This window comes from Hymenobacter sp. APR13 (assembly GCF_000737515.1).
In the GTDB taxonomy this organism is placed as follows: Bacteria; Bacteroidota; Bacteroidia; order Cytophagales; family Hymenobacteraceae; genus Hymenobacter.
Window position 1 is genome coordinate 2582632 of the sequence record NZ_CP006587.1, and the last position, 12440, is coordinate 2595071.

Here is a 12440-nt window from a genome sequence, read left to right on the forward strand (position 1 = left end):
TCGCGTACTCTACCCTACAAGCTGATGCCGTACCTGTTCACCTCCGAATCTGTTTCGGAAGGCCACCCCGATAAAGTAGCCGACCAGATTTCTGACGCTATTCTCGACGAGTATCTTCGCCAGGACCCTGCTTCCAAAGTAGCCTGCGAAACTTTGGTCACCACGGACTTCGCGCTGGTAGCCGGCGAAATCAAGTCGAAGGCCCACGTAGAGGCCGAGCCGATTGTTCGTGAGGTAATCCGCCGCATCGGCTACAACAAGCCGGAGTACCTGTTCAACGCCGACACCTGCGAGGTGATGAACCGCCTGCACGAGCAGTCGGCCGACATCAACCAGGGCGTAGAGCGCGCCAGCGACGAAGAGCAGGGCGCCGGCGACCAGGGCATGATGTTCGGGTATGCCACCAAGGAGACGCCCAACTACATGCCGCTGGCCCTCGACCTCTCGCACCGCCTGCTGCAGGAGCTGTCGAAAATCCGCCGCGAAGGCACGGAAATGACCTACCTGCGCCCCGATGCCAAAAGCCAGGTAACCATCCGCTACGCCGACGACAACACGCCCGAGGGCATCGAAACCATCGTGGTGAGCACCCAGCACGATGAGTTCGACCAGGACGAGCAAACCATGCTACGGCAGATCGAGCAGGACATCAAAACCATTCTGGTGCCCCGCGTGAAGGCCCAGCTCAGCCCCGAGGTGCAGAGCCTGTTCACCGACGCCATCATCTACCACATCAACCCCACCGGCAAGTTCGTTATCGGCGGGCCCCACGGCGACTCCGGCCTCACCGGCCGCAAGATCATCGTGGACACCTACGGCGGCAAAGGCGCCCATGGTGGCGGTGCCTTCTCGGGCAAGGACTCCAGCAAAGTAGACCGCTCGGCGGCCTACGCAGCGCGCCACATCGCCAAAAACCTGGTGGCGGCCGGCGTAGCCGACCAGGTGCTGGTGCAGGTAGCCTACGCCATCGGCGTAGCACAGCCCGTGGGCGTATTCGTGACCACCTACGGCACCACGCAGGCCAGCAACGGCCACGGCGAGAAGCTCACCGACGGCCAGATTGCCGAGAAAGTGCAGCGCCTCTTCGACCTGCGCCCCTACGCCATCGTGCAGCGCCTGGGCTTGCGCAACCCCATTTTCAGCGAGTCGGCCGCTTACGGCCACATGGGCCGCCAGCCCGGCACCAAAGAGGTGAAGGACGCCGCCGGCAACACCCGCACCGTGGAAACCTTCACCTGGGAAAAGCTCGACTACGTCGACAAAATCAAGGCCGAGTTCGGCCTGTAGCACTGGCTTCAGCCTGTGCCGTAAAACGCAAAAAGCCCCGTCTGAGGAATCAGACGGGGCTTTTTATTTGTAAATACGATACGCTTAGTGGGCCAAGATTTTCTCTTTGTGCTTGGTGATCTGGCGTTTCAGGCTTTCGGAGGCAGCATCAGCGGCGGCTTCAAACGAAGGCGCGTCTTCCTGCGAAAACAGCGTGGCGCCCGGTACGAGCAGCTTTATTTCCACGGTCTTGTTGGCAATACCGTCTTTGTTGTTCAGCTTCAGAATCACTTCACCTTCCGTGACGCGGTCATAGAAGGTTTCGAGCTTGTCGAGGCGTTTCTGGATGAAATCGAGCAGTTTTTGGTCGGCGTCGAAGTGCACCGAATGCATCTGTACTTTCATCGGTCGTAGGGTTTGGGAGGTAAGAAAAAGGAACACAACTCAGGCCTTTGGATGGGCCTGTTCAAAAACAGATTTCAGCTTGTCAATGGATAAGTGCGTGTATACCTGGGTGGCCGCCAGGTTGGCGTGGCCCAGCAATTCCTTGATGGCGTTCAGGTCAGCCCCTTTGTTGAGCAAGTGCGTGGCAAACGAATGCCGCAACACGTGCGGATGCTGCTGCGACGACGCCGTAGTAATCTGGCTCAAATAGTGCTTCACAGTCCGATACACCAGCTTTTCATACAACGGTTCGCCCTTATCCGTAACGAGGAGCGCGGAGTGGGCGTTGCCTTCTGCCCCAAACTCGCGTTGCCGGAACGCTATATAGCTGGTCAGTACGGTCACCAGCGTAGGGTTCAGCGGCACGAGGCGCTGCTTGTTGCCCTTGCCCGTCACGCGCACCGTGCGCGCCGCCAGGCTTACATCATCGGGCCGGATGCCCAGCAGCTCCGACAGCCGGATGCCGGTGCCGTACAGCAGCTCTAGAATCAGCTGGTCGCGCCGGCCAGCCAGCGTATCCTCAAACGCAAACGAGTTCAGCAAGCCGTTCAGGCTCTCCTCGGGCACGAAGTCGGGCAGCTTCTTGGCCATTTTGGGGGCCTTGATGCGCAGCATGGGGTTGCGCCCGATGACGCCCGTGGTCAGCAGAAACTTGTAGTAGGAGCGCAGGCAGGCAATTTTGCGGTTTACGGTGCGCGGGTCCAGGTCTTGCTGCATCAGCGTTACCACCCACGAGCGGATGAGCGTGTGGTCGGCCTGGGCCGGTTCTTCCAGCTCGTACGTCGCCCGCAGATACTCCGAGAACTGGCGCAAATCGGTCTGGTACGACAGCAGCGTGTTGGGGCTGTAGCGTCGTTCCGACCGCAGGTAGGCAAAAAACAAATCCATACATTAGAGAGCCGGCCGCTAGGGCCGGATAACCAATGTATGGATTTCAGGGGAAGAAAAAAATCCGGATTGTCAGGACGCGAAAAAAACCGGCTGACGCGCCACAAGTGGGCATCAGCCGGTTTTTAACCCGGGAAGCAGCAGAGTGCTAGGCGTTAGCCTCGTTGCCGTAGGTCACCTGCTTGTAGATGGCCTTCTGCTTCTGCTTACGGTTGGTGATCGACGGCTTCTGGAAGAAGGTGCGACGACGCAGCTCTTTCAGAACGCCCGTGCGCTCAAACTTCTTCTTGAAACGCTTGAGGGCGCGGTCAACCGACTCGTTTTCCTTGATTTGTACGATGATCATATGTCAGTGGGGTTGAAAACTCTTCTATGAAGGGCCGCAAAGATAATCAGAGAGTTGGAAGATTAAAAACGGATTCCACAAAATCCTGGACGCCGCTTCTTTTTCACTGATTTCACCGCCGGAAAAAACACGTACCCAAAAAGCACCTCCAGCACGAAGATGCCTTTCAGGTAGCGTAGTTGCCGAAAACGCTACGGGCCCTGTGCTGCTTACTTGAGCAGCGTGCGGGCAATAACGAGCTTCTGAATTTCGCTGGTGCCCTCGCCGATAGTGCACAGCTTGGCGTCGCGGTAATATTTTTCGGCCGGGTAATCCTTGGTGTAACCGTAGCCCCCAAAGATCTGCACGCCCTCATTCGCCACCCGTACCGATACCTCGGAAGCGTACAGCTTAGCCATAGCCGATTCGCGGTTCACGTTCAGGCCGCGGTCCTTCATATCGGCTGCGCGGTACGTGAGCAAGGAGGCCGCCTCGATTTCGGTAGCCATATCAGCCAGCTTGAAGGCAATGCCCTGGAAGCTGCTGATGGGCTGGTTGAACTGGTGACGCTCTTTGGAGTACTGCAGCGCTGCTTCGTAAGCGCCCTGCGCAATGCCGAGGCTCAGCGCCGCAATGCTGATGCGGCCGCCATCGAGCACCTTCAGCGACTGCACAAACCCGTCACCCACTTTGCCAATGACATTCTCTTTTGGCACGCGGCAGTCCGTGAAGATCAGCTCCGTGGTTTCCGAGGCGCGCATGCCCAGTTTGTCTTCCTTACGCCCGGCGGCGAAGCCCGGCGTGTTGCGCTCCACGATGAAAGCCGTCATGCCGTGCGAATCGCCCACTTCGCCGGTACGGGCAATCACCACGGCTACGTGGCCGGATTTGCCGTGGGTGATGAAATTCTTGGCGCCGTTGAGCACGTAATGGTCACCGTCTTCGATGGCCACGGTGCGCATGTTGCCGGCATCGGAGCCCGTGTTGGGTTCCGTCAGGCCCCAGGCCCCAATCCACTCACCGGAGGCCAGTTTCGGCAGGTATTTCTGCTTCTGCTCCTCGGAGGCATGCTGCAGGATATGGCCGGTACACAGCGAGTTGTGCGCCGCCATGCTCAGGCCGATGCTGCCGTCAATCTTGGCCAACTCGGCAATAGCCGTCACGTACTCGGTGTAGCCAAAGCCAGCCCCGCCGTACTGCTGCGGCACGAGCACGCCCATCAGGCCCATTTCGCCGAGCTTATGAAACACGTCAATTGGAAATTCCTGGCTTTCGTCCCACTTCATCATGTGGGGTTTGATATGCTGGGCGCCGAAGTCGCGCACCATCTGGGCAATCATTGTCTGGTTTTCGGTAGCAACCAATTCCATGGGTGGGAAAATGAAAGGTGGTGAGAAGTAGAGCTATAACCGGTAAAGCCCGGCTTTGGGTCCGCGAAAGTACGATTTTGCCTGCCCCAATCCGCGTGCAGAATTACGGGAGGCAGGGGCGATTTTGAAAGAGGCCGCCAAATCGGTTAACTTTGAAGGTTTTTCAGAGAAACCACTTTCTCTGGATGTTGCCTCGCCACGGCCCATCCGTTCACTTTTTCGGCTCCCTTAGCCTGCATGCGTCCATCTGTTTCTCGCCATCTCACGCTGTTCTGGCTGCTGTGCCTGCCCTTTCTGACTTTGATGTCGTCGTGTAGTGACAGACTATACAAACAGCGGGTAATGTTTCAGTTAAATAACGGAGAGAAAGGCTTGGACACTACCCGCATACGCCGGGTAATAAACCGTGTGAACAGGAACTACACCATCCAGAACAACGACCAACTATCGGTGCGGGTCTACACCAATGAGGGAGAGCGAATTATCGATCCGAACGGTGAATTACGCTTCGGTGCGCCGGCTGGTATGCTGTCTACTGGGGCCAATGGCAGCCGTACGCTGGGCAATGGCGGCCAGAGCGGAGGCGGCGCTCAAAGTGGAGGCGCGGCACAAAGCTCAGCCGGTGAATCGGAGTTCCTAGTGCAGACTGATGGTTACGTTCGGTTACCACTCGTAAACCGGGTGCGGGTTTCGGGTCTGACTTTGCTGCAGGCCGACAGTGTTCTGCAGATTAAGTATAGCGAATTCTACAAAGGCGTTTTCGTGACTACCCGCGTGACCAACAATCGGGTTATCGTGCTGGGCTCGCCAGGCGGTAGAATCGTACCCCTCGTGAACGATAACATGAACCTGCTGGAAGTGCTAGCGGCAGCGGGCGGTATTGACGGGAGCGGCGGTGGCGGCGGTACTAGTGGTCTATACCGGTCAGGTGGGAAGGCCTCCAATATTCGCATTATCCGGGGCAACCTGAAGAATCCGCAAATCGAGCAGGTAGACCTGACAACCATTGACGGGATGCGTCGCGCTAACCTGCAGGTGGAGCCTAATGACATTATCTATATTGAGCCCATCCGCCGGCCTTTCTACGATGCGTTGAACGATGCTGCACCAGTATTGGGTTTGTCATCTATCTTAATAACTACAATAAGCCTAATCATTTCTTTAACACGTTAACGTGTGACTGAAAGAGTTTGCTTCATTCCAATTTGCTGAACTTCTCATTCTTGTAGATGGCCGTTAATGAAAACGCCGAGCTGGAAAGCTTAATCCGAAATGCCACGGGTGGAGTAAGCGCTGTACCTGTAGAATCGGAGCCAGCAGATGACGGTGGCGGCTTGGATTTCGACACGCTACTAATGGTAGTGCGGCGGAGCTTGCTGTGGCTGCTACTGCTAATTGGTCTTGGCCTGACCGGATCTTGGTTGTTTCTCCGCTATACTAAGCCTGTATACAAATCTTCGTCTCTTCTAAAGATTGACGAAAAGACTGAGGCTGGCACACTGGGTTTGGGCGGAGCAATGAAGGAAGCGGAAGGCCGACAGAGCTTGAACAAGCTTTCTGGGGAAGTGGAACTGATCAAGTCCAATATTATCTACCGGCGCCTACGCGACTCTCTGGACTTGGACGTAAACTATTACGCCGAAGGGACCGTGCTGGAAAGTGAATTATATGGTACTTCGCCGTTTCGAGTTCAGTACGATGGGGAAGTCCTCTACAATACCAAGTTCAACCTTCGTTTCAAAGACGCTCAGTTCTTTCACCTCTCTTATCAGAAAGATGGACAAGAGCAAGGTGGCGATTACGCTTTGAACCAACCAATAAGGTTGGGCGGTATGACATTACGAATTCTGCCTGAAGGAAAGATAGATGCCTCGGTGATCGAGCGCAATTACTTCTTCACCATCAACGACGAGGCTGCCATCAATGCTTACTTGGATAGGAATCTGCTAGTTGAAATTGTTAATCCAGATGCTAATACTATTCAAATATCCTTTCAGGATTTCAGCCCCTCGAAAGCCCGTGCCATTGTTAACAAAATAGATACAGTATATCTACAAGAGAAGATTGCACAGAAGCAGACTGCCACTGCCCAGACGCTCCAGTTTCTGGATCAGCAACTCACGGAAAACCGGCAGAGTCTAGCGCAGGCAGAAGAGAATCTGCAGGACTTTGCCCGACAGAATAAAACGTACGATGTGCGGGCTAGCATCGGCGAAATCACAGCACGCTTAGAAAAGCAAGAAGAGGAGCGGCTGAAACTATCAGAAAAAATCCGTTTACTTAATGAAGTAGCGGATCTGGCTGAGCGAGGCACCATTACCTCGCGCGAAGACCTGACGGTAGAGCAGAGCATTCCGGCCCTGGCTACCCTGGAAAATAGCCAGCTTTCTCAGCAGTTAGGCGAATTGAATGATCTGCAGTGGAACCTACGTCGTCTGCTTCGCTCCTACAAAGAGACCACCGAAGCCGTACAACAGCAGCGGGAGCAACTCAATTTCGTGAAAGGTAATGTGCGCCGTACCATGCGCCAGAACCAGGAGCTGCTTCGCAGCCAACTGGCAGCGCTAGACCGGCAGCGGAACCTATTTAATTCCGAATTGCAAACACTGCCGCAGAAAGCCACTGAATTGGCCCGCCTGAACCGACCATTGGAACTGTATGAGAAATCATATCTGATGCTCATGGACAAAAAGGTGGAGTTCAATATCGCCAAAGCTGGCACTACTCCGGACTTCCAGATTCTGTCGCCGGCCAGCCTGCCGAGTGCGCCTATTTCGCCTGTTAAACTGATGGTGTATGCCATTGGATTAGCAAGCGGCATCATACTGGGCTTGGCGCTAATGGCGGTCCGCTACTTGATGCACAACACCGTTACGAATGTGCGGGAACTGGAACGGGCTACCAGTTCATCGGTGCTGGGCGTTATCCCTACCTACGACAAGGAGAAGATGAGCGTGTCGAAGCTGGTAGTGGATAAGAACCCGAAGTCAGCCATTTCTGAATCTATCCGATCTATCCGCACCAACCTGGACTTTATCAGCTCGGCCAAGAAAAAGCGGCTGATTTCCGTGACTTCCACCATTTCCGGCGAAGGCAAAACATTCGTGTCGGTGAACCTGGCAGGCATCATTGCCCTGTCGGAGCAGCGGGTAGTGCTTCTGGACCTCGACATGCGCAAGCCCAAGGTGAATCTGGCCTTCGGGGCGGAAAACGTTAAGGGCATCAGCACCATCCTCATCGACAAGCATTCCATTGCAGAGTGTATTCAGCATACGTCCATTCCAACGCTGGATTTTATTTCGGCCGGCCCGACACCGCCTAATCCGTCGGAGCTGATTCTCAGCAGCCGGTTTGACGAGTTGTTGGCTGAGCTACACAAGCTGTACGATGTTATTCTAATTGACACGCCGCCGGTAGGGCTGGTGACGGACGGCATTTTGATCATGCGCAAGGCCGACATTCCGATTTATATCGTGCGGGCCAATTACTCGAAAAAAGCTTTCCTGAAGAATATCAATAAGCTGGTGCGGGCCAATAATTTCACACGCTTAAGCGTCATCCTCAATGATGCCACTGCCAGTGGCTTGTATGGCTACGGCTACGGCTATGGTTATGGTTATGGTTATGGGCAGGGCTATTACGAAGAAACCAAGCCAGCCGACGGCAAGCTTACGCGCCTGCGCAAGCGTTTTTCTTAACTCCGGACAACGGCTATGGCATCCTTCTTTCAGAAGCTCTTTGGCAGTGCGGCTACTTTGCCGGCTTTGGCTGCCGATGGGCTTGCAGAATTGGGTGCCGACATGCACTCGCACGTGCTGCCCGGCCTTGATGACGGCGCCGAAAACCTAGACCAGTCGCTAGAGTTGCTGCGGGAGTTGCGCGCTTTGGGATATCGTAAGCTGATCATGACGCCCCATATCATGGGCGACTTTTACAAGAATACGCCTGACGGTATCCGAGGGGCGCTACGGGCGCTGCGGCAGGCGGCCAGCGCTGCCGGCCTGGAGGATATGACGCTGGAATGTGCTGCTGAGTATTACCTCGACGAATGGTTCGGGCCGCGGCTTGAGCGCGGCGACGAAATGCTGACCTTTGGGGGCGAGAAGCGCTACATTCTGGTGGAAACCAGCTATATCAATGAGCCGCTAAACCTCGCTGAAACCATCTTCCAGCTGCAAAGTATGAACTACCAGCCCGTGCTGGCCCACCCCGAGCGGTACACCTATTTCTATGGGCGGTTTGAGGACCTAGTGAAGGTGCGCGAAACCGGGGCCATGCTGCAGGTTAATCTGAACTCGCTGGCTGGCTACTACTCGGCTGGTGCGAAACGGGTGACGGAGAAGCTCATTGATGCCGGTTTGGTGGATATGGTCGGCACGGACGCGCACAACCTCAAGCACACCGCTACGCTGCGCGACAAGGTGTTGCCGGCTGAATACATGCGCAAATTGCTGGCGCTGCCGCTGCTCAACAACACGCTGTAACGGATTGAAGAACTGCATGATTTTCGTGACCGGCGGCAGCGGCCTTGTAGGAAGTTTTCTGATTCCGGCGCTGGTAGCCCGCGGCCTGCGGGTGCGCGCCCTCTACCGGCAGCAAATACCGGCTTTGGCTGGTGCCGAAGGAGTAGAATGGGTGGAAGGAGATCTGCGGGATACGACCTTGCTGACCACTGCGCTGGAGGGCATCACCCACGTATTTCATTGCGCCGGGCTGGTGTCCTACGCTCCGCAAGACGAGGAAGCGCTGCTGCAGGTGAACGTAGAGGGCACAGCGGCCATTGTGGATGCCTGCCTGCGCCAGCCGGGCGTGCGGCTCTGCCAGGTATCGTCGGTGGCGGCGTTGGGTGGTGGCGCTGCCGAGACGAGCGTGGTGCCTAGCATCCAGCCCCAGCTGCTGGATGAAAACACTAAGTGGGACCTGGGCGCCGAGCACGGAGCTTACGCCACGTCCAAATACCTGGCGGAGCTGGAGGTGTGGCGCGGCGTGGCCGAAGGGCTGCAGGCCGTAATCGTGTGCCCGTCGGTGATACTGGGGCCGGCCGACTGGGAGCGGAGCAGCACCCGGCTGTTTCGGTATGCCTGGCAGCAGCACCGCTTCTACACGCCGGGTAGCGTCAATTTTGTGGATGTGCGCGATGTGGTGGATTGTATGCTCTATCTCACGCTCGATACCCAGCTGACGGCGGAGCGCTACGTGCTGAGTGCTGGTAGCCTGCCGCTGCAGGAGTTTCTGGCCCGCGCGGCAGCCTGTTTCGGGCGCCGGCCGCCTACCGTGGCCGTCCCCGACTGGGCGGCGGAAGGCATCTGGCGGCTGGAGCATCTGCGCTCGGTGCTGACCGGCGCCCGGCCGCTCATCACCAAAGACACGGCCCGGGCTGGCCGCCGCCCCGTTCTGTACCGCGCCGAAAAGGTGCAGCAGGCCACCGGACGGCCCTTCCGGCCGCTGCAGGAAACCATAGCGTGGTGCTGCGAGCAACTGCAGCGCCGCCAGCAGCCAGCCCACACGCAGGGTAGCGGCCAGTAAACCGGCAGCCGCTGGCGACTATTTTTCACGTGGTATGACGCCATGCGAACCTGCCCGGCTCCGGTGCGGTTGTTGTATATTAGGCCTTAACCCGTACTGAAGCGGGTTTGGCCGGAGGGAAGCCCGCTGGGGCTGCCGTTTTGACGGATAACCGGCACTTGATTGTAGCTGCATGAGAATGAATGAAAATTATGAGGACCGGGACGAAGTATTGGACACCGTGCGCCGTTTCGAGCGGATGGTGGCCCAGAACGAGCCCGTCTTTTTCGACCTGGCCGATTTTGAGAACATCATCGACCATTATACCACCAACACGCAGTACGACAAGGCCTTGCAGGCCTGTGAGGCTGCCATTGCCCAATACCCATTCAGCACTGAACTTCTGATTGACCGCTCGCAGGTGCTGGCCATGAAAGGCGAGTACTTGGAAGCCAGCAGCCAGATTGAAAACGTAGCCCACCTCGACCCCGACAACCCGGACGTGGCGGTAACGCGCGGCATCATTGCCACCCAGAAAGGCGAATTCGCGGAGGCAGTGGCCTTCTTCCTGCAGGCCGCTGAGCGCGCGCCCGACCGCGACGACATCTTCTTCAACCTGGGCCTGGCTTATCAGAGCTGGCAGAAGTTCAAGAGTGCGGCCAAGTATTACAAGAAAAGCCTGCGCATCAACGCCGACAACGATGTGGCGGTGCAGGAGCTGCTGTACTGCCTGGAGGTGAGCGAGCGGCTGGAAGAAAACCTGCCGTTTTTCCAGCGCTTCACCGACGACGACCCCTACTCGGCCATTGCCTGGTACAACCTGGGGCAGGCGTACTACCGCTTGGAGCAGCTGGACAAGGCCGTGGCGGCCTTCGAATACGCCATCTTGGTTGATAGCAAGTTTCTGGAGGCGCACGCCTATCTGGCCAGCGTGTACGTCAGCCAGGAGCGCTACCGGGAGGCCATTGGGGAGTTTGAGCTGAGCTACCCTGAAGGCCAGCCGACGCCGGAGGCGCTCTGCAACATTGGCGAGTGCCACGAGAAGCTGCGCGAGTGGGACGCCGCCCGCCGCTTCTACCAGAAGTCCATCGACCTGGAGCCGGAGATGGATGAGGCCTGGTTTGGCATCGGCATCATCATGAACGAGCAGGAGCGCTACCTCGAGGCCACGCATTTCTTCCGGAAGGCCGTGGGAATCTACGCCGAAAGCGTGGAATACTGGATGGCGCTGGCGGCGGCCGAGTACCAGGTCGGCAACGTGGTGAGTGCGCTGGATGCCTACGAGAAGGCAGCCGAAGTGGCCCCCGACAGCAAAGACGTGTGGCTGAACTGGAGCATCATCCTCTACGAGCAAGGCAATTTTCAGGGCGCCATTGACCTGATGCGCAACGCCGTGGAAGTGCAGCCGCTGGAAGCCGAGCTGCACTACCGGCTGTGCGCCTACCAACTGGCGGCCGGCCGCTTCCGTGAAGCTTATGAAACGCTGGAAAACGCGCTGGTGCTGGATTTCGACAAGCACAAGCTGCTGTTTGAGTACTTCCCGGAGCTGGAGTCGCAGCAGGCGCTGGCCCGCCTGATCGACCAGTATCGGAAATAAATAAGCCGCAAGCCGGGTGCCGAAGGCCTGGGAAGAGGATGGGTTTGCGCTGCCGCCCGACGTCTTCTCAGGCCTTCTGTTATAAAATTCGGGCTTACTTTTGCCGCATTGCCTTCATCGGGCCGGGAGTGTTGCCTGCTGGTCAGGCCCTCAAACCCAATCTAACTAAGACCCTTCAGCATGAACTACAACCTCTCACAACTTCCTGAACGCACTGCCAAGCCCCGCGAGCAAGGCTTTACCATGGTAATGGACAAAGGCCTGAGTGTGCGCGAAGTAGAAGACTTTCTGGAAGTGGGCGCGCCCTACACCGACATCGTGAAACTGGGCTGGGCCACGTCCTTCGTGACGCCCAACCTTAAGCGCAAGCTGGCCGCCTACAAGGAAGCCGGTATTCCGGTGTATTTCGGGGGCACGCTGTTCGAGGCGTTCATCATCCGCAACCAGTTCGATGACTACCGCCGCCTACTGGAAGAGTACGGCATGGAATACGCCGAAGTATCGGACGGCTCCATTGACCTGGTGCACGACAAAAAGCTGGAGTACATCCGCACCCTGGCCCAGGATGTGCAGGTGCTGAGCGAAGTAGGCTCCAAGGATGCCGAGAAGATTATTCCGCCCTACAAGTGGATTTCGCAGATGAAAACGGAGCTGGAAGCCGGCGCCGTGAAGGTGATTGGCGAAGCCCGCGAGGCCGGCAACGTGGGTTTGTTCCGCAGCACTGGCGAGGTGCGCTCGGGCCTGGTTGAGGAAATCCTGACCCAGATTCCGTTCGAGAAAATCCTGTGGGAAGCTCCGCAGAAAGCGCAGCAGGTGTGGTTTATCAAACTGCTGGGTTCCAACGTAAACCTAGGCAACATTGCGCCCAACGAAATCGTGAGCCTGGAAACCATCCGCCTGGGCTTGCGCGGCGACACGTTCACCGACTTCCTCGACATGGACAACGTGGACGATATGTTCAAGCCCGAGGTGAAGCCGGTCGGCCGCCCCGGCACGTCGATGCCACGCGGCTAGGCGTTTTCGGGCTGCCCAACGCAACTTACAG

General features: G+C 57.1%; 11 protein-coding genes. 7 read left to right on the forward strand and 4 right to left on the reverse strand.

All coding sequences use genetic code 11. The features are described from left to right. Positions 1–24: 24 nt before the first annotated feature. Positions 25–1287 (forward strand): methionine adenosyltransferase, encoded by a 1263-nt coding sequence (metK, locus tag N008_RS10770; protein ID WP_044015907.1) that lies wholly within the window; start codon positions 25–27, stop codon positions 1285–1287. An 84-nt stretch (positions 1288–1371) separates the two neighbouring features. Here the strand turns inward: metK and hpf are convergent, their stop codons facing one another. From hpf to N008_RS10790, 4 genes are all read right to left on the reverse strand, one after another. Then, positions 1372–1671, reverse strand: a complete 300-nt coding sequence (gene hpf, locus N008_RS10775; protein WP_044015909.1) for a ribosome hibernation-promoting factor, HPF/YfiA family — start codon at positions 1669–1671, stop codon at positions 1372–1374. Between the two features lie 39 nt (positions 1672–1710). Beyond that, entirely contained in the window at positions 1711–2598 is an 888-nt protein-coding gene (locus N008_RS10780) for a tyrosine-type recombinase/integrase (protein ID WP_044015911.1), read from the reverse strand. A gap of 148 nt (positions 2599–2746) precedes the next feature. Continuing rightward, positions 2747–2944, reverse strand: coding sequence for a 30S ribosomal protein S21 (rpsU, locus tag N008_RS10785; RefSeq protein ID WP_044015913.1), 198 nt, complete (start codon positions 2942–2944; stop codon positions 2747–2749). A gap of 209 nt (positions 2945–3153) precedes the next feature. Next, positions 3154–4293 carry an acyl-CoA dehydrogenase family protein gene (locus tag N008_RS10790; protein ID WP_044015915.1) on the reverse strand — a complete coding sequence of 380 codons (1140 nt, stop codon included), beginning with the start codon at positions 4291–4293 and terminating at the stop codon, positions 3154–3156. A 237-nt stretch (positions 4294–4530) separates the two neighbouring features. On the opposite strand from N008_RS10790, the gene N008_RS10795 reads away from it, so the two are divergent. The 6 genes from N008_RS10795 to N008_RS10820 all read left to right on the forward strand — a co-directional run bounded on the left by N008_RS10795 (position 4531) and on the right by N008_RS10820 (position 12409). After that, entirely contained in the window at positions 4531–5466 is a 936-nt protein-coding gene (locus N008_RS10795; RefSeq protein ID WP_044015917.1) for a polysaccharide biosynthesis/export family protein, read from the forward strand. A 56-nt stretch (positions 5467–5522) separates the two neighbouring features. Then, positions 5523–7991: a GumC family protein gene (locus N008_RS10800; protein ID WP_052381437.1), complete on the forward strand. Its 2469-nt coding sequence runs from the start codon at positions 5523–5525 to the stop codon at positions 7989–7991. A gap of 15 nt (positions 7992–8006) precedes the next feature. Then, positions 8007–8777, forward strand: coding sequence for a tyrosine-protein phosphatase (locus N008_RS10805; RefSeq protein ID WP_044015920.1), 771 nt, complete (start codon positions 8007–8009; stop codon positions 8775–8777). 16 nt (positions 8778–8793) lie between these two features. Further along, positions 8794–9819, forward strand: a complete 1026-nt coding sequence (locus N008_RS10810; RefSeq protein ID WP_044015922.1) for an NAD-dependent epimerase/dehydratase family protein — start codon at positions 8794–8796, stop codon at positions 9817–9819. A 178-nt stretch (positions 9820–9997) separates the two neighbouring features. After that, the gene (locus N008_RS10815; protein WP_044015924.1) at positions 9998–11395 is read left to right on the forward strand and encodes a tetratricopeptide repeat protein; all 1398 of its coding nucleotides are present in this window, start codon (positions 9998–10000) and stop codon (positions 11393–11395) included. Positions 11396–11575: 180 nt separating this feature from the next. After that, entirely contained in the window at positions 11576–12409 is an 834-nt protein-coding gene (locus N008_RS10820; protein WP_044015926.1) for a phosphosulfolactate synthase, read from the forward strand. Positions 12410–12440: the final 31 nt, after the last annotated feature.